At 41.8% G+C, this 16,897-nt stretch carries 17 protein-coding genes; 1 reads left to right on the top strand and 16 read right to left on the bottom strand.

Going from position 1 to position 16,897, the window contains the following annotated elements:
- Nucleotides 1–106: 106 nt before the first annotated feature.
- The 14 genes from ACESR9_RS04105 to ACESR9_RS04040 form a co-directional block, all read right to left on the bottom strand.
- Nucleotides 107–352, bottom strand: coding sequence for a hypothetical protein (locus ACESR9_RS04105; RefSeq protein ID WP_003009969.1), 246 nt, complete (start codon nt 350–352; stop codon nt 107–109).
- 225 nt (nt 353–577) lie between these two features.
- Nucleotides 578–2,707 (bottom strand): AAA family ATPase, encoded by a 2,130-nt coding sequence (locus ACESR9_RS04100; protein ID WP_373105692.1) that lies wholly within the window; start codon nt 2,705–2,707, stop codon nt 578–580.
- A 355-nt stretch (nt 2,708–3,062) separates the two neighbouring features.
- Complete coding sequence (locus ACESR9_RS04095) at nt 3,063–3,362, bottom strand: hypothetical protein (RefSeq protein WP_373105690.1); 300 nt, start codon at nt 3,360–3,362, stop codon at nt 3,063–3,065.
- Between the two features lie 18 nt (nt 3,363–3,380).
- On the bottom strand, nt 3,381–3,761 hold the full coding sequence (locus tag ACESR9_RS04090) for a hypothetical protein (RefSeq protein WP_023919533.1): 381 nt from the start codon (nt 3,759–3,761) through the stop codon (nt 3,381–3,383).
- Nucleotides 3,740–5,335, bottom strand: coding sequence for a lipase family protein (locus ACESR9_RS04085; protein WP_373105687.1), 1,596 nt, complete (start codon nt 5,333–5,335; stop codon nt 3,740–3,742). Before ACESR9_RS04085 ends, ACESR9_RS04090 begins: the two co-directional genes overlap by 22 nt.
- Nucleotides 5,325–5,720: a DUF1310 family protein gene (locus ACESR9_RS04080; RefSeq protein WP_070465194.1), complete on the bottom strand. Its 396-nt coding sequence runs from the start codon at nt 5,718–5,720 to the stop codon at nt 5,325–5,327. The genes ACESR9_RS04085 and ACESR9_RS04080 overlap by 11 nt, the downstream gene beginning before the upstream one ends.
- A 186-nt stretch (nt 5,721–5,906) precedes the next feature.
- Nucleotides 5,907–6,305, bottom strand: a complete 399-nt coding sequence (locus tag ACESR9_RS04075) for a DUF1310 family protein (protein WP_195423903.1) — start codon at nt 6,303–6,305, stop codon at nt 5,907–5,909.
- Nucleotides 6,306–6,412: 107 nt separating this feature from the next.
- Nucleotides 6,413–7,177 carry an amino acid ABC transporter ATP-binding protein gene (locus tag ACESR9_RS04070; RefSeq protein ID WP_003016067.1) on the bottom strand — a complete coding sequence of 255 codons (765 nt, stop codon included), beginning with the start codon at nt 7,175–7,177 and terminating at the stop codon, nt 6,413–6,415.
- 19 nt (nt 7,178–7,196) lie between these two features.
- Complete coding sequence (locus ACESR9_RS04065) at nt 7,197–7,883, bottom strand: amino acid ABC transporter permease (protein WP_024056362.1); 687 nt, start codon at nt 7,881–7,883, stop codon at nt 7,197–7,199.
- A gap of 3 nt (nt 7,884–7,886) precedes the next feature.
- Nucleotides 7,887–8,579: an amino acid ABC transporter permease gene (locus ACESR9_RS04060; protein WP_003004525.1), complete on the bottom strand. Its 693-nt coding sequence runs from the start codon at nt 8,577–8,579 to the stop codon at nt 7,887–7,889.
- A gap of 66 nt (nt 8,580–8,645) precedes the next feature.
- Complete coding sequence (locus tag ACESR9_RS04055) at nt 8,646–9,524, bottom strand: transporter substrate-binding domain-containing protein (RefSeq protein WP_049498064.1); 879 nt, start codon at nt 9,522–9,524, stop codon at nt 8,646–8,648.
- 28 nt (nt 9,525–9,552) lie between these two features.
- Nucleotides 9,553–10,554 carry a uroporphyrinogen decarboxylase family protein gene (locus tag ACESR9_RS04050; protein ID WP_150905226.1) on the bottom strand — a complete coding sequence of 334 codons (1,002 nt, stop codon included), beginning with the start codon at nt 10,552–10,554 and terminating at the stop codon, nt 9,553–9,555.
- Between the two features lie 99 nt (nt 10,555–10,653).
- Complete coding sequence (locus ACESR9_RS04045) at nt 10,654–10,854, bottom strand: hypothetical protein (RefSeq protein ID WP_021154358.1); 201 nt, start codon at nt 10,852–10,854, stop codon at nt 10,654–10,656.
- Nucleotides 10,855–10,871: 17 nt separating this feature from the next.
- Nucleotides 10,872–11,873 carry a uroporphyrinogen decarboxylase family protein gene (locus ACESR9_RS04040; protein WP_373105685.1) on the bottom strand — a complete coding sequence of 334 codons (1,002 nt, stop codon included), beginning with the start codon at nt 11,871–11,873 and terminating at the stop codon, nt 10,872–10,874.
- Nucleotides 11,874–12,308: 435 nt separating this feature from the next.
- Here ACESR9_RS04040 and ACESR9_RS04035 point away from each other — a divergent pair, with 435 nt between their 5' ends.
- On the top strand, nt 12,309–13,166 hold the full coding sequence (locus ACESR9_RS04035; RefSeq protein ID WP_003004374.1) for a 5'-nucleotidase, lipoprotein e(P4) family: 858 nt from the start codon (nt 12,309–12,311) through the stop codon (nt 13,164–13,166).
- A 58-nt stretch (nt 13,167–13,224) separates the two neighbouring features.
- On the opposite strand, the gene glmS is transcribed toward ACESR9_RS04035, so the two are convergent.
- Nucleotides 13,225–15,033 (bottom strand): glutamine--fructose-6-phosphate transaminase (isomerizing), encoded by a 1,809-nt coding sequence (gene glmS / locus ACESR9_RS04030; protein WP_061591285.1) that lies wholly within the window; start codon nt 15,031–15,033, stop codon nt 13,225–13,227.
- Nucleotides 15,034–15,380: 347 nt separating this feature from the next.
- Nucleotides 15,381–16,766: a 6-phospho-beta-glucosidase GmuD gene (gmuD, locus tag ACESR9_RS04025; protein ID WP_373105683.1), complete on the bottom strand. Its 1,386-nt coding sequence runs from the start codon at nt 16,764–16,766 to the stop codon at nt 15,381–15,383.
- Between the last annotated feature and the right edge of the window lie 131 nt (nt 16,767–16,897).

Below are 16,897 nucleotides of genomic sequence, written 5' to 3'. Positions count from 1 at the left end.
GTCTTTTCAAGTTTTCCCATCCTCTTCAAGCAAAATCAGGCTCCAGTCTCAGAGAGGAGGCAAGTTTTGATGAAAAAGAAAAAAACCACGAAAAGTGGGCTACTGACTAGTCAATCGTAATGCCATACTTTTCATGATTCTCATCATACCAATCAATCAAGGCCAAAGCCGTTTGATAGGTAATATTTTTGATTTTACTCGTTCCCTTCGTCAAAGTCGCCAAGCTCATTTTGCTGATGTTTGTTTCAGTTGCGACACGATAGCTCGTCAAGCGACCATCAACCATCAGTTGAACAACGGCTTCCACTTTTCTGTATTCGGGAGTTGAGTAGATATCAATTGTATTGCTCATCTTACTTCCATTCCTCAAATTTTATTCTTGTATAGATTATATACTTATTTTCTTTATTTATTAATAATTTTGCTCAAATTGGATTAATTTCACTAATTATTGATGTTTTTTTAGCCCAAATAGGAGGATTTTGGCCTTATACGGCGAATAATTTCCCCCAGGTGGGAAGAAAAAATAAAGACTGCTATATGATAGCAGCCTCTATTTTTCACAAACTAATTCGCCTTAGTCTGCTTGTTTATCAGTGTTTTCTTCCTTCTTTGTGTCTTTTTCTCTGATCACAAGGACACCATCTTCCATGTCAGCTTCAAGATGTTTGGCATCCAAGTTATCCAAGTGGAAGTCTGTGACTTTGTCACGGATTTGTTGTTCAACTACCCGACGGAGTGGACGAACACCCATCACTTCATCATAACCTTCTTCAGTCATGTATTCTTTAGCTGCATCGCTCACTGCCAAGTCGATTTCTTTCTTAGAAAGGGTCTTATTGACATCTACCAACATCAAATCAACAATCTTAGAAAGGTCTTCCTTGCTCAAGTGTGAGAATTCAATAACAGCGTTGAAACGGTTCAAGAATTCTGGACGGAAGTAAGGTTTCAAACGATCCATGAGTTCTGGTTTATCCGCATCTTCTGTCAAGTTAGCTTCATAGCCAAAACCTGCGTTTGAAGTGGCGATAATAACAGTGTTCTTGAAGTTTACAGTGTTCCCTTGACCATCAGTCAAACGACCATCATCCAAAACTTGAAGGAGAAGGGTGATCACTTGAGGGTCCGCCTTTTCAATTTCGTCGAGAAGAACGATTGAGTATGGGTTACGGCGAACACGTTCTGTCAAGGTATTGCTGTTGTCATCGTAACCAACATAACCAGCTGTTGTACCAATCAATTTAGAAACGGCTGTACGGTCGCTGTATTCTGACATATCCAAACGGATGATGGCATCTTTGGTTCCGAACATATCAAGAGCCAATTGTTTAGCCAACTCAGTTTTACCAACACCAGTCGGACCTACAAAGAGGAAGCTACCGATTGGGCGGTTCCCTTCGTCAAATCCTGCACGGTTCCGACGGATGGCACGTGCCACTGCTTCAACGGCTTTATCTTGACCGATAACCTTAGTTTGCAAACGGTGACCCATATCTTTCAAACGTTCGATATCAGTTGCACCCATTTGTGACACTGGAATACCCGTCATCCGTTCTACAGATTCAGCCACATCGTTGATTGTTGCCGTTACTTTATGGTCTTCCGTATGGTTTTCAATTTTCTTTTCAAGTTCTTCGATACGAACTTTTGCATTAAGAGCTGCTTCGTAATCTTCTTTAGCAGCTGCAGCTTCTTGTTTAGCTTTTTCTTCTTCAATTTCATGTTCCACAGCATGGACATCTGTTACTGGATGTTGGGCTGCCAAGTGAGCAGCTGTCACATCGACCAAGTCAATGGCCTTATCAGGCAAGCTACGTTGTGGAATGTATTGGATCGAATAATCAACCGCTGCCTTCAAAACTTCATCTGGCAAGATGACATTGTGGTGTTTTTCATAAAGATCACGGATCCCTTGGAGAATCTTGAAAGTATCTTCAGCTGATGGCGCATTGACCTTGACTTCGTTGAAACGACGAGCAAGAGCCGCATTCTTCAAGATGGTGTTACGGTATTCATCTTGAGTCGTTGCCCCAATGACTGTCAATTCCCCACGTGAAAGAGCAGGTTTGATGATATCCGCAAGACCTTTAGATCCTTGACCATCACCTGTGCTACCTGCACCAAGGATTTGATGGATTTCATCAAAGAAGAGAATAACATTTCCCATAGCCTTGACTTCTTGGATCAGATTTTGAATATTTTCTTCAAAGCTACCACGGTATTGCGTACCAGCTTCTAGACCAGAAATATCAATCGAGATGATTTCTTTGTTCTTGATGGCAGCTGGAACATCTCCGTTCACAATAGCTTGTGCCAAACCTTCTACAACTGCTGTTTTACCAACACCAGCATCCCCTACAAGGACAGGATTGTTCTTGGTACGACGAGACAAGATTTCTGCAGTTTCTTGAATCTCTTTATTACGTCCAATGACCGGATCCAATTTTCCTTCACGAGCTTCTTCGGTCAAGTTGCGACCAAGTTTTGCAAGGATCCCATCTTGTTTCATTCCTTTACCTTGATGGTGTTGCACTTGCTCACTTCCTTCCATTGGCAGTTGACCAGTTTGGCGGTAAATAGCGAATTCTTCAGGTGTCACTTCACGACCATTGATCATGTAGCGACGGCTTTCAGAACGAAAACCGCCCATATTTCCCATTAGTTGATTGAAAAGATCATCCATATTGTTAAAGTTGTTATTCATATTGTATACCTCTAATTTACATAATTTTAATTCATTCTTGAAAATTAGCAGACCAATTGGCTGCTATTCGATTGTTTACATAATTTTAATTCATTTATTTAATAATAGCCCTACAGGCTAACAGTTTCTATTTTCCTTTTATCAATTAGTTGTCTTAATTCTGGAAATAGCATATTACCATCTCCTTTCCACTATTGATCTTGTAAACCAGTAGGTTTTTCAACCTCTTTTTGTTTACATAAATTATTATAACGTAGACTGATTTCTTTGTCAACACTTTTTTACATAATTTTTAAAAATTTTTTAAAAAAATCTGGAGTCACTCCAGATTCCATATTTAAATAGAAGTTCTTGGCTAGATAGATTTAAATTTACCAGCTTTTTCTTGAATAGACGTCTGTACATCTTTAGCAAATTGCCCTACCATGGATTGGTCTAGTTGCTTTCCGACCACTTGGACGTCTTCTTCAGCTACTGTTGCAATCGCAGTCAAGCCATCATTGTAACGCTTCTCAACTCCTGCCTTGCAGGTCAATAAAACGGGGGCATAGACAACACGGATTAAATCTTTTTCAAGTTTCTTTCGGCTTTCGATGATCCTCATCTTATCTTTCATATCTAAATCAAAGAAATCTTTAACTGGACTATCACCCATACTTCCTCCTCTTCTATACTATGAAACTTTATCTTGTGCAAACTCCTCTTCCAGTTGGCGTCTATCTTTCCGGTAGGATTGCCATAAATTCTCTTCCTCGATTTCGATCTGTTTTAAGGCTACTTGTGCAGCTTCTCTAGCTTCGAGATCATACTCTTCTATACAGCGATGGAGGGACTCCCATCCACAACTGTTATCAACTTCCTGCTCTTGTAAGAAGGAAGCTGCCATCGCATACTCTTCTTCCAGCATCTGGGTGAAGAGTTGCTGTTTTCTTTCTACTAGGCAACGCTTTTCATCTAGCTCCAAGCGCGCTTTTTGGAACTCTCTTTCCAAGTGATCTAGTTTCTTTTCCTTTTTTGAAAGAGTAGATGAAATTAATAAGCTAGTTGTTCCCACTGGTTCATTTCTCCTGCTATTTCTTGATCTTTTGCTTTTAAGAGTTCAATTCCTACATTCACTTGCTCATTTAAAGCATGGAATTCATTCGATAAGGACTGATATGCAGCCAAACGATTGTCGAATCTTTCTCTTACTTCAGTGACAACTGTTTGCCTTGTCGCACCAGCCTGTGCATAGGCCTCTTCTACTTCCGCAAGATTGAGAATGAAGCCTTTCGGAACGGTCTGTAAGACTTTCTCCAAAGCTTCTAAATCCGCATCCAGTTGTGACTTAGATTTCTGAGCTTGCTCCAGCCCTTCATCCACTACTCGAATCAGCTCATCAGAAGCCAAGCGCGCCTGCAAAGCATCGAGATAGATTTGTTCACTTGAACTCAGTCCACCACCTGTTTTTTGTAATTTATCCTTTAGGCGATAGTAAACCTTCATCCGCTCTTCAATGATTTCCTTCCGAGTGATGGCTTCCGTTCCCTTTTCAAGAACCAAATTCCCATCCTTATCATAGATATAACCATGCATCATGTGTTGCAGGCCAATATTTTTCAAATTCTTCGTTTTGAGGTGCTTAACAATCCCACTGGCACCCTTGCTTCCAGAATCTGGATAGCCCAAACTAACCAAATCTTTATGGTCAATGTGGTTGTAGATCTTATACTTCAGCGCATCTATACGCGCTTTTTGCTCTGGTGTTAAGATGGAGTAGGCATTAGGACCATTGTATAGATGGACGGTCCCAATATGAGAAGCTTCCTCTTCCGTCAAACAGGCAAGAGCATACTGAATATTCATAGATCCCAGAGAGTGACCATATAGATCAATCTTGGCATTGGGGTATTTTCGGATCACCTCTTTCAAATGAGCTGCAGCATCTTTAAATTGCGGAGGTGGGAAAGTACCGTTTTCGTCATTGTATTTTTTTAAAAAAGCAGCTCCTATTAAAGTAGGAAATCTAACCTGTTCTTCGGCTGTCCTTTCTGCAAAAAATCCGACCATATCTGATGCTTTTTCCTGTACGAAATTGCTGAAAGGATTGTCCATCGCTTTTTGTATGAACCTGCCAACGGGAGTGGCCTCCGGTGGAAGATTAACTGATGTAGGAATAATTGCATCTTCAAGAGCTTCTACAGCATTGTTAAAACCATCTTTAGCCTTATTTCGCGCATAATTCTTCGCATATTCTGTTGCATACTCGCTCGCACCACCAGGGTTCAAAATATTGGAAGCTGCCGGCAAATCTGTCTTTACCCAATCCGTAAACGTATCATGGAGTAATTTTTGTGTACTTATTTCAGTTTCAGATCCCTTCATCAAAACTGTCACGTCATGGATCTGGGCGCGCGCATCATCTGAAGCAGTATAGGGGACTGCTTTTTGTTTTTCACCTTGACCATTGTTAGTAAGAACGAAGACCTGCTCCTCATTGTCATTTACATTATCATAGATGTGAGCGGTATGGCCTATATAATATTTTCCATTTTCAATAGTTTGCTTTTTCCCAATTTCTGATGGAACATATTCTAATAAAGCCACCTCCTTATGTAGATAATCTGAATCTATTGAATTATTGTCCATAATTTTTCCCTTCTAAAAGTTCGTCCAACTCTGTAGGTGTACTGGATGCCGCAACATGATATAATCCTGATTCCTTTTCTATTACTACCATATCAACAATCAACTTATCATCATTATTAATAACAATCTCAATATTAATCCCTTCCATTGGATTATATTTCAATTTATCTTTTAAAATCCTATAAGTCTTTATTTTCCCATTTGGAGTCAGTGCTTCCGGGTCCAGGTTTTTTAGATATTCTTCAATCGCTACTTTCATCTTCTTACTCTCCGCGATTTGAATCATTTCTTGTTTCTTGGCAGATTGTCCATTAAAAAAGCTACAGCCTCCTAAGCTCAGGCTAAATACTACCATTATCAACACAATAAATTTACTTTTTTTCATCTTCTTCCCATTCTTTCTTCAGGTTTCTTAGAATTTATTATACAAAATTCTATTCATACCTGAAATGTTACTTTTGTTAAAAAATGTTGCCAAATCGTTACAAGCACTAGCTATTGATGTAACATACCAGCTTTGATCCAGAATTGTTTCTATTTACCTATATTAGGGGTGTTTACCTGAATGAGTTTATTTCCCAGCATCTTCTGCTTCACTTAACAGATCATCTAATCTTGCTGAAATACCATAACAAGCTACTTCGAACTGTCCTGAATCTTCCATTTGAACAGTCGTATCGATCGTTAACTTTTTATCGCCATTGATAACGAGAGAGACATTCATCCCTCCCATTGGATTGTATTCCAATTCACCTTTTATCAGGGTATAGGAGTGAATGACTCCTTCTGAAGTGAAAGCTTTCGGATCGATACTGATTAACAAGTGTTTTATCGCTCGCTCCATTTTCGTACTTTCTGCGATCTGAATCATTTCCTTTCTCTCAGCAGCTTTATCCGTAAAAAGACTGCAACCTCCTAGAAACAAAGTCAGTAAGAATAGTAGTACAAATCGTTGTTTTTTATCAGTCATATTTCCCTCTCACTTATATTATTCGTAATGATTTCTAAAAAATGAGCCAATTTTTAAAAATTTTTTCCAGAATCCAAAAAACACACCCTTACTGGGTGTGTCTCTTGTTAAATCATGTATTCGACGCTATAAGTGGCGTCGGATAAAATCCGTGAAAGGAATTGTTTGGTTCGCTCTTCCTTTGGACTATTAAAGAATTCATGGGGTTCATTTTCTTCGATGATGTGTCCGCCATCCATAAAGATAACGTGGTTGGCCACATCACGCGCAAAGCCCATCTCATGGGTTACGACAACCATGGTCACTCCTTCTTGGGCCAATTGCTTCATGACATCTAAGACATCACCGACCAACTCTGGGTCTAGCGCTGAAGTCGGCTCGTCCAGCAAGATCACGTCTGGTTTGACCGCGATGGCACGCGCGATTCCGATCCGTTGCTGTTGACCCCCTGACAATTGAGAAGGATAGTAATCCTTATAAGCGAGGAGACCAACTTTTTCAAGGGCTGATTCTGCCCGTTGGATGGCTTCTTCTTTTGGAATCTTCCGAGCCACAACCAGGCCTTCTAAGATATTTTCAAGCGCTGTTTTGTTAGCAAAGAGATTATAATGCTGGAAGACAAAGGCTGTCTTTTGGCGGATTTCTAGAATCTCTTTCTTGCTGAGTTTTGAGAGGTCATACTCTTTTCCACCTAGGGTGAGGTGGCCTGTATCTGCCTTTTCCAAGTGATTGAGGCAGCGAAGGAAGGTTGTTTTTCCTGATCCAGATGGCCCCAAAATAACGACGACATCCCCTTGGTTGACCTTGAGATTAACATCCACCAGCACTTGGTGGTCCTTAAATTTTTTCGATACGTGTTCTACTTCTAACATCTTCTTATTTCTCCTTCTTCTATGCGAGTGTCAGGCGTTTTTCTAAGCGATTGAATCCCCACTGAATCACTCCACAAATGACAATATAAAGAATAAAAATCACTAGATAGGATTCAAAATATTGATAGCCATAAGAGGCTTCGACCTTGGCAATTGCGGTAATATCCTTGATGGTCATGACAAAGACAAGGGAAGTTCCTTTGACCAAGTTGATAACCAAGTTACACAAATTAGGAAGGGCTGCACGCAAGGCTTGTGGAAAAACAATGCGGATGTAGGCTTGACGATTAGTCAAACCAATGGCTTGCGCTGCTTCTAGCTGGCCCTTATCAACGGTCAGAATGGCTGACCGTAGAATTTCAGCAAGACTTCCCGTTGTCATCAAGCTAAAGATGATAAAGGCATAGTAAATGGGATTGATCTCAAAGACATTAAAGTGACTACCAATACTCTTAAAAAAGCTATTTAAGAGGCTGGGAAAGAGACTATAAAAGAAGAGAATCAAGAGAATCGGAGGCGTCGCGCGGATAAAGGCTAAGTAAATCACTGAGAAACTGCGAACACCTTTGACCTTATAGATCTGACCGAGTGCCAAAAAGAGGGCTGGAAAGAAACTCAAAAGAATCGATACAACCATGATCAGAAGGGTCACTGGAACACCACCCAAGGTGGCTAGAAATGCTTTACTAATAAAATTGAAATCCATAAGCTACCTTTCTGTTACACTGAGTCGTTTCTCAAGGAGTTGAGCGGAGAAGGAGATCACAAGGGCAATTCCCCAGTAGATCACTGCGACAGCTGTATACGTTTCGAGGGAATAATTCCCAAGATTGCGGCTGATCAAGTTGTTGCCTGCTCCCATGATATCGATAAAGCCAATAGTATAGGCCAAAGCGGCGTCGCGCATGAGGTTTAAGATGGCAGTCGTCATATTTGGAAGAGCCACGCGAAAGGCTTGGGGAAGGACAATCCGCCAAATGGTTTGAGCTGGCGTCAAGCCGATACTCAAGCCTGCTTCCATCTGACCTTTTGGAATGGCCAAATAGGCTGCCTTGAAGACCTCAGAGATCATAGCGGCAAAGAGAAGAAACATAGCAACAAGGACAAAGACAAACTTGGACCAGTGGTCAATGTCAATGCCCAACCACCAGTTCAAAAATTGGGGGAGTCCATAAAAGACCAAAAAGAGCAAGACAATCGGAGGGGTACAACGTAAAGTAAAGACATAACCTTTTGCCAGACCTGCTCCTACCTTATCTTCTGATACTTGTGCCCAGGTCAAAACCAAGCCAAATGCAGAACCGAGAACCGTCGTTAAAACCATCAAAGCTAGGGTCGCTGGCAGGGCTTGGACCAAGGTTGGAAGAAATGACCAGACCTTGGAAATGTCGTATGAGACCATGTTTCTTTTCCTTTCTGTATCCGTATAGAAATAAGGAAGCTGGGGCTATGCGCACCCAGTTCCATCTTATTTCTCTTTATCTACATAACTGAAGACATCTTCACCGAAATATTTTTTCGACAATTTAGCAAGTGTGCCATCTTTTTCTAATTCTTTGATGGCCTTGCTGTATTCTTCCGCAAATTTTTCGTTTTTCTTATCCTTATGGATCAATGGGTAAGTTGGAATTCCTTTGTAGGCAAACCAGCTCAGTTTGTCCGCATATTGGTGGTAAGAACCATCTTTATCTGTGACAGCTTTTTCAAAGGAAAGTTTGATGTCAAAGAAGGCATCGTAACGTCCTTCAAGAACCCAAGCATAAGCATCTGCGACTTTGAAAGATTCCGCAGCTGTTAATTCGATTTGTTGGTCCTTATGCTTTTCATTGTATTCTTTAATAACATTCCACTGCGCATTTTGTGGTGAAATTGGAACCAATTTTCCTTTTTCTTTAGCGAAGTCATCGATGTTCTTGTATTTATTCGCATCTTCTTTCCGTACGGTAAATCCGATGATACTTGCTCCGATTGGTTCTTTTGGAATGATAAATTTCTTGGCACGTTCTTCTGTATACCAAGCTCCTTTGGTTCCGATATCGTATTTACCAGATTCTAGACCGATCAAGAGATCGTCATCACTTGTTCCAGTGTACTCAAACTTGTAGTCTGGTAGTTTTTCGTCAATGGCTTTGAGAACGGCTACTTCATAGCCATCTGATTCTCCTTTTTCATCAACGAAATCATACGGTACATAGTTTTGAGTGTGGGCTACTTTCAAGGTTGTTACCTTGTTCGATCCTGTTGAGCCTTTGCTGTCGTTTGCATGGTTCAAGCTCCGTCCAAGAATGGTTGCACCTGCAATGGCAAGAACGGCCACTCCACCGATAATCCATGTTTTTTTACTCATACTCTGTTCTCCCTGATTCTATTTTTTCTTATTCTGTTGCAGCTTCACGAACCCATTCGATTCGTTCTTCATCAATATCACTTGGAATCGTACAATCTGCACCGATAACCAAGCCTGTGGTTCCAGTTTCTGCGATGATGCGTTTGGTTTCTGCTTGAATCGCAGCTTTATCTCCTGTATAGAGAAGACCATTTTTGCCATTTTCAAAACCACCCAGAACCGTACGTCCACCGAAGATTTCGCGTCCTTCTGCTAGGCTGATTCCTTCTGGTCCAACTGCCCAGTTAATGACTTGAGCTGGGTAGTCTGTGAAGAGATGGATATCATTGCGAGCTCCTTCGTAGCCACAGATATGAAGGATATTTACCCCACCTGCTTCATTGGCTGCTTCTAAGACATGGAGTTCACTCGGTGCAATACTATTTTTATAAACTTCTTGGCTCACGCGCGCATCTTGGATACTTTGAACACTGAGGTAGATCCCGTCTGCTCCTGCTTCTTTAATGATGCGTTGGCTCAAACTTGCAATATCTTGACCAATCGTATCCAATACTTTTTTAAGAGTTGCTGCATCTTGATCGATGAAGTTTGCGATCAAGTCATCTCCTCCTGAAACTTCTCCGACCAACCATTTGAAGTAGGTCACTGGAGCAAAGATATTGTAGATAGCCACAATGTCTTCTTCAAAACCGGCACGGATTTTTTTCACAAGCTCTACCTGCTCTGTGATCCATGGATGATCTGCTCCGAGTGGTTCAATCCCTGCTAAGTCAGAAATATTTTCAAGGCCTTTGTGAATGGCTGGATTTGGATAAGCAAAGTAACCATCACTCATGAGTTTGACAAAGTCTGGTTTGACCTTGTGAAGGAAGTTTTTATGGCCATTGAGATTTTTTTCAATAATTTCCGGATTGGAAAATCCTTTCAACCATTCTTCTTCTGTTGTAAAATGATGCCAAAATCCAACTGGCACACGGTCAACTGCTTCTCCTTTAAAAGCTTTTAAGACTAATTCTCTTTTTGATGACATGTTCTTACCTCGTTCTAATCTTTTCTTGTTTGTTATCTTATCACTTCGATAATTGTTTGACTAATATATATTTTTTATCAAGCTCTTCATCTTTTTTTATCACTGATCTTCAAGGAGTAGAATTCCTGCTAGGTCAGATGGGCGGATGAGGGAGAAACTATGAGCTGGAATTTTCTCCAGTCTTGCCATATCTGGATCTTTTTTTGCTTTCCCCTGACTGCTTGCTAGAGCGACTTTACTAAGCCCTAGAAGCAAAAACAAAACGGTTACCAGGATACACCATACATTGATCTTTTTCATCTCCCTCTCCTTTCTTCTTACAATACTGCTGCTTGACGTACCCAATCTAAGCGTTCCAATTGGAAATCATCTGGCACGGTACAGTCTGCTCCGAGGATCAAACCACGACTTCCGGCTTCTGCTACCAAGCGACGAGTTTCTTGCTCAATAGCTTCTCGTTCCCCTTGGTAGAGCAAACCTTTCTTGCCATTGACAAAGCCACCCAAGACGGCACGATCGCCGAAAAGTTTACGACCTGCGGCTAGGCTAAGGCCTTCATGATGGGTCGCCCAGTTAATGACTTGAGCTGGATAATCCTTGAAGAGTTCCACTTCATTGCTGGCCCCTTCAAAACCACAGATATGAAGGATATTGATGCCTCCAGCTTCATTGGCTGCTTCTAGGACAGCGATGCTGCTCGGTTCAATAATCTTGCGGTATTCTTCATCTGTCACACGCTCATCTTGGATCTGCTGGGTTGAGAAGTAAATCCCTTCAATACCTGCTTCTTGGATCAAGCGGCGACTTAAAGTAGCGATGTCTCCTGCAATCACATCAAGGACATGAGCCAAAGTTTCTGGATCTTCCTTGATAAAGTCTGCAATCACTTGGTCTCCACGGGATTGGTCCGTACGGAACCAGCGTTTCAAATAAGAAATAGGCGAGAAAATATTGTAGAAAGAAGCAATCTCTTCATGGAAATGAGAACGAATTTCCTTGACAACTTCAATTTGTTTTTCAATCCAAGGATGATGCTCTCCAATCGGTTGAATATCCTTCAATTCTTTGATTGATGTGATCTCTTTCGAATAAAGTGCACTCGGATAGCGGAAGAAGCCATCGCTCATGATCTTGACAAAATCAGGTGAAATTTCTTCTACATAGTGTTGGTGGCCCTTAATACTTTTTGCTACTACAGCCGGATTGTCGAGACCCAATTCTTTTTCTTCTTGAGTCACATAATGGAGCCAAAATCCTACAGGGATTCGTTCTACTGTTTCGCCTCGAATGGCACGAAGAACCAGTTCTTTTTTACTCATACTGTGAATCCTCCTCAATATTTCTCCAATAGAAAGGCTAACTGCTTTCCTTCTGGAATTTGTAACCATGATATCACCTCGAAAAGTAGCTGACTAATATATTTTCCCTATCAAGGCCTTAAAATTTCTTTATTGAGAAAGCCATCAAAAAAACGCAAGCCCTTGAAAATAGGGACTTGCGGCTATCTTTCTTTATTCTTTCATTTTAGAAGAAAAAGGCTGCTTTGATCTTTTCTTGATCCGGTTATAGCAAAAAACTATACCCCTTCTTTTGAAGGAAAAAATGGCGTATGTTAAAGCAAAGAAACCTTTCATAACAGCATTTTTCCTCCTTTGTTCTTTTCACCGATTCCTAGACACCTTCTTCTCTTTCTTGTCAGGCAAGATTGAAAGGAGTATAATTTTTATAGAATAATTTTAAGGAGTGTACGGTTTATGAAAACAACAAAAACCACCTTTACCATCGTTTCTGCTCTTGCTTCTGTCATTTTACTGACGAGTTGTGGAAGCAACACCACTAAAACGCAAGAGACAAAAGCAAGTAGCACTAAAAATCAGGTGACGATGACCTATGATCAGCAGCGCTCACAAGAAAATACCATGTCTGTTCTCTGGTACCAAAAGGCAGCAGAAACCAAGGCTTTGTATTTACAAGGCTACAATGTCGCTACTGACCGTTTGAAAGAGATCCTCCAAACTCCTTCTGATAAGCCTTATTCCATCGTCTTGGATTTGGACGAAACTGTTTTAGACAACAGCCCTTACCAAGTTCAAAACGTCAAAGATGGTACGGCCTTCAATCCTAAAGATTGGGATGTTTGGGTGAAAAAAGCAGCCGCAAAAGCGGTGCCAGGTGCCAAAGATTTTCTTCAATATGCGGATCAAAACGGGGTTCAAATCTACTACATTTCTGACCGTACAACCTCTCAAGTAGATGATACCATCAAGAACCTTGAAAAAGAAGGCATTCCTGTTCAAGGACGTGACCACCTCATGTTCTTAGAAGATGGCGTCAAATCAAAAGAAGGCCGTCGCCAAGCTGTACAAGAAAAGACCAATCTTGTCTTGCTCTTCGGGGACAACCTGGTTGACTTTGCAGATTTTTCCAAGACCTCTGAAGCTGATCGCGACAAGAAATTGGACGAATTGCAAAAAGAATTTGGTGAAAAATTCATCATCTTCCCAAATCCAATGTATGGATCATGGGAATCTGCTGTTTACCAAGGTAAAAAACTAGATGCCAAGGGACAAACAGAAGAACGCCTCAAAGCCTTGCAAGGTTTTGATAAATAAAGCAAACATCCTCGCTAGGAAAAACCTAACGAGGATGTTTTTTTCTATATAGATAATTTTATTCAACGGTTACAGACTTAGCAAGGTTCCGTGGTTTATCAACATCGAGCCCACGATGAAGGGTTGCAAAGTAGGCAATCAATTGGGTTGGCACCACCATTGAGATTGGAGAGAGGTAAGGGTGAACCGCTGTCAAGACCAAATCATCTGTCTCTTTAGCGACATTTTCTTCTGCAATGGTTAAGACATGAGCCCCACGTGCTGCCACTTCTTGGATGTTCCCACGTGTGTGGCTGGCTAGGACTGGATCAGACAAGAGGGCGATGACCGGTGTACCGTCTTCGATCAGAGCGATGGTACCGTGTTTCAACTCACCCGCAGCGAAGCCTTCACATTGGATGTAAGAAATTTCTTTTAGTTTCAAACTAGCTTCCATGGCAACATAGTAATCTTGACCACGTCCGATATAGAAAGCATTGCGGGTTGTTTCCAACAAGCCACGAACTTTTTCATCGATCACTTCTTTTTCTGAAAGGGTTGATTCGATCGATTGGGCAACGATAGACAATTCGTGCACCAAATCAAAGGCTTTGGCCTTCTCATTGCCATTGGCTTCCCCAACAGCTTTAGCAAGAAAGGCAAGGGCTGCGATTTGAGCCGTATAAGCCTTAGTAGAAGCTACCGCAATTTCAGGACCCGCATGGAGCAACATGGTCATGTCTGCTTCACGTGAAAGAGTTGAACCTGGAACATTGGTCACTGTTAAGCTTGGAATGCCCATTTCATTGGCCTTGACCAGCACTTGGCGGCTATCGGCTGTTTCACCAGATTGACTGATAAAGATGAAGAGTGGTTTCTTGCTAAGAAGTGGCATACCATACCCCCACTCAGAGGAGATACCGAGTTCTACTGGAGTATCTGTCAACTCTTCCAACATTTTTTTAGACGCAAATCCAGCATGGTAAGAGGTACCAGCCGCAAGGATATAGATGCGATCTGCTTCTTGAACAGACTTGATAATAGCTGGGTCTACCACTACTTGACCAGATTCATCTGTATAGGCTTGGATCAACTTACGCATGACAGTTGGTTGCTCATCGATTTCTTTGAGCATGTAGTATGGGTAAGTCCCTTTTCCAATATCAGAAAGGTCAAGTTCAGCCGTGTAGCTAGCCCGTTCTTTGACGTTTCCATCATAGTCTTGTACTTCAACGCTGTCAGCCTTGACAATGACCAACTCTTGGTCATGGATTTCCATGTATTGGTTGGTTTCGCGAATCATGGCCATGGCATCAGAGCAGACCATATTGTAGCCATCTCCAAGACCGATCAAGAGTGGTGATTTATTTTTCGCCACATAGATGGTGCTTGGATCTTCCGCATCCATCAAAGCAAAAGCATAGGCCCCACGGATGATGTGGAGGGCTTTTTTGAAGGCTTCGAGCGTAGACAAGCCATCTTCTTCAGCAAATTTTCCGATCAAGTGGGCGGCGATTTCTGTATCTGTTTGCCCCTTGAAATGGTGACCGGCTAGGTATTCTTCCTTGATTTCAAGGTAGTTTTCAATCACCCCATTGTGGACCAAAACAAAGCGACCTGTTTCAGAGCGGTGTGGGTGGGCATTGTCCTCAGTTGGTTTTCCATGAGTGGCCCAACGGGTATGTCCAATCCCAGCTGTCCCTTCGACACCTTCCGCCTTAGACGACAATTCTGCAATACGGCCAACTGCCTTTACCAATTGGCTCTTGCCTTCACTAGCCAGAAAAACACCCGCAGAGTCATAGCCTCGGTATTCGAGTTTTTCAAGTCCTTGAATCAAAATATCAGTAGCATTTGTATTTCCTACAACACCAACGATTCCGCACATAGTTTTTACGATATAGCCTTGCTATACTTTCCCCTTTACTTAGTCAAACGACCCATGGTCGATTTCTCAGTTGCTTTGGAATTGGTCTAGTCTAATTTACCTAAAAAGCAACCAGCGGAGTCAGTATACAATGCTTCCTCCAGTTTGTCAACTAGGAAATTCAAGAAAATTGGTCTAGTTAAGAAAGGGTTAAGGTTGAAGTAAAAATCATCTTAAAAACTTTCTGCCGTGAAAAAAAGTGCCTGAAACTGAATAGTTTAAGCACTTTTCTCACTATTGAATAACTCTAATGAACAAAATTATTTATTTTATAGAAGTTGATTGATTCTTATAAAAGAGCAGTTTGTCTACTTCTCAAATCCATTGGCTTGGCTTAATTCTTTAAACCAATGGCCGGATTTTTTGAGGGTTCGTTTTTGACTTTCGAGGTCCAACTCAACCAAGCCATAGCGGTTCTTGTAGCCATTGAGCCATGACCAGCAGTCAATAAAGGTCCAGATCAAATAACCTTTACAGTTGGCACCATCTTGAATAGCCCGGTGAAGCTCACGAAGATGGTCTTTGACAAAGTCAATCCGGTAGTCGTCTTGGATCACGCCGTCCTTGCGGAATTTTTCCTCTCCTTCGACTCCCATCCCATTTTCTGTCAGGATCCACTCGATATTGCCATAGTTTTCCTTGATATTTTGGGCAATGTCATACAAGCCTTGCTCATAGATTTCCCAACCTCGGTGGGGATTGATCTTGCGGCCTGGCATAACATAGGGTTCATAAAATTGTTCAAAGAGTAGGGGAGATGCTGGATTTGGAGCATAACGAGGAGCTGCTACACGGAGTGGTTGGTAATAGTTAACCCCTAGGTAATCCACCGTATTTTCCTCGATCAAGCGCAATTCAAAAGGATCATAATCCGGTAAGAGATCACGCTCCCGTAGGATCTCCACTAATTCTTCAGGATAATGACCAAGAACAGATGGATCTAAGAAAGATTTGGCCTGAAAGAGCTCGGCAATGCGCGCAGCTTTCACATCTTCTGGATGCTGACTCCGAGGATAGGCTGGTGTCAAATTGAGCACAATCCCGATACGGTAGTTAGGATCCACCTCGTGACAGGCCTTGACCGCTAGACTGCTTGCTAACTGGGTGTGGTAGGCTACTTTCACTGCTGCTGCCGCGTCTACCTTGTGAGGAAAATGGGCATCATAAAAATAACCAAATTCCACAGGGACAATGGGTTCATTAAAGGTGATCCACTGGTCGACCAGATCCCCATAAGTTTTGAAACAAAAACGCGCATATTCTTGGTAAGCATAGGCTGTTTCTTTATTTTCCCAACCATCGCCCTGCTCTTGAAGAGCCATCGGTAAATCAAAATGATAGAGGTTGACCAAGAGGTGAATCCCTTTTTCCTTTATCTTTTCAAAGACACGACGGTAGAAATCAACGCCTGCTTGGTTGATCTCTCCTCGTCCTTCTGGGAAAATACGTGACCACTGGATAGAGGTTCGAAAGGCGGTGTGGCCGGTTTCTAACAAGAGGTCCAAATCTTCTTCCCAGTGTTCATAAAAAGTCGATGTTTTCTCTGGTCCTTGCCCTTGATAAAAGCGGTTGGGCTCGATCCTATACCAGTAATCCCAGAGATTGTCTCCCTTTCCATCCTGGGCGAAACGTCCTTCTGTTTGAGGCCCCGAGGTCGAACTCCCCCATAAAAAATCCTTTGGAAATTGATACATGTCCTAATCCTCCTCATTCTACTAGCTCTATTGTAGCGAATCCTCCCCCAAAACCTAGGCACAATTTACAGTCTTTCTTACGCAGATTAAAGAAAAAGCCCCTTAGGAAAAATTCCTAAGGGAGCTGGTCC

The sequence above is a fragment of the Streptococcus parasanguinis genome, from assembly GCF_964238605.1.
Classification (GTDB): Bacteria; Bacillota; Bacilli; order Lactobacillales; family Streptococcaceae; genus Streptococcus; species Streptococcus parasanguinis_AJ.
This window is presented reverse-complemented; position numbering and strand designations above follow the sequence as displayed.

What these genes read in the sequence shown, in the direction of transcription:
- ACESR9_RS04105 (WP_003009969.1), bottom strand. Translation starts at nt 352, where the DNA reads ATGAGCAATACAATTGATATCTACTCAACTCCCGAATACAGAAAAGTG.
- ACESR9_RS04100 (WP_373105692.1), bottom strand. Translation starts at nt 2,707, where the DNA reads ATGAATAACAACTTTAACAATATGGATGATCTTTTCAATCAACTAATG.
- ACESR9_RS04095 (WP_373105690.1), bottom strand. Translation starts at nt 3,362, where the DNA reads ATGGGTGATAGTCCAGTTAAAGATTTCTTTGATTTAGATATGAAAGAT.
- ACESR9_RS04085 (WP_373105687.1), bottom strand. Translation starts at nt 5,335, where the DNA reads ATGGACAATAATTCAATAGATTCAGATTATCTACATAAGGAGGTGGCT.
- ACESR9_RS04080 (WP_070465194.1), bottom strand. Translation starts at nt 5,720, where the DNA reads ATGAAAAAAAGTAAATTTATTGTGTTGATAATGGTAGTATTTAGCCTG.
- ACESR9_RS04075 (WP_195423903.1), bottom strand. Translation starts at nt 6,305, where the DNA reads ATGACTGATAAAAAACAACGATTTGTACTACTATTCTTACTGACTTTG.
- ACESR9_RS04070 (WP_003016067.1), bottom strand. Translation starts at nt 7,177, where the DNA reads ATGTTAGAAGTAGAACACGTATCGAAAAAATTTAAGGACCACCAAGTG.
- ACESR9_RS04065 (WP_024056362.1), bottom strand. Translation starts at nt 7,883, where the DNA reads ATGGATTTCAATTTTATTAGTAAAGCATTTCTAGCCACCTTGGGTGGT.
- ACESR9_RS04060 (WP_003004525.1), bottom strand. Translation starts at nt 8,579, where the DNA reads ATGGTCTCATACGACATTTCCAAGGTCTGGTCATTTCTTCCAACCTTG.
- ACESR9_RS04055 (WP_049498064.1), bottom strand. Translation starts at nt 9,524, where the DNA reads ATGAGTAAAAAAACATGGATTATCGGTGGAGTGGCCGTTCTTGCCATT.
- ACESR9_RS04050 (WP_150905226.1), bottom strand. Translation starts at nt 10,554, where the DNA reads ATGTCATCAAAAAGAGAATTAGTCTTAAAAGCTTTTAAAGGAGAAGCA.
- ACESR9_RS04045 (WP_021154358.1), bottom strand. Translation starts at nt 10,854, where the DNA reads ATGAAAAAGATCAATGTATGGTGTATCCTGGTAACCGTTTTGTTTTTG.
- ACESR9_RS04040 (WP_373105685.1), bottom strand. Translation starts at nt 11,873, where the DNA reads ATGAGTAAAAAAGAACTGGTTCTTCGTGCCATTCGAGGCGAAACAGTA.
- ACESR9_RS04035 (WP_003004374.1), top strand. Translation starts at nt 12,309, where the DNA reads ATGAAAACAACAAAAACCACCTTTACCATCGTTTCTGCTCTTGCTTCT.
- glmS (WP_061591285.1), bottom strand. Translation starts at nt 15,033, where the DNA reads ATGTGCGGAATCGTTGGTGTTGTAGGAAATACAAATGCTACTGATATT.
- gmuD (WP_373105683.1), bottom strand. Translation starts at nt 16,766, where the DNA reads ATGTATCAATTTCCAAAGGATTTTTTATGGGGGAGTTCGACCTCGGGG.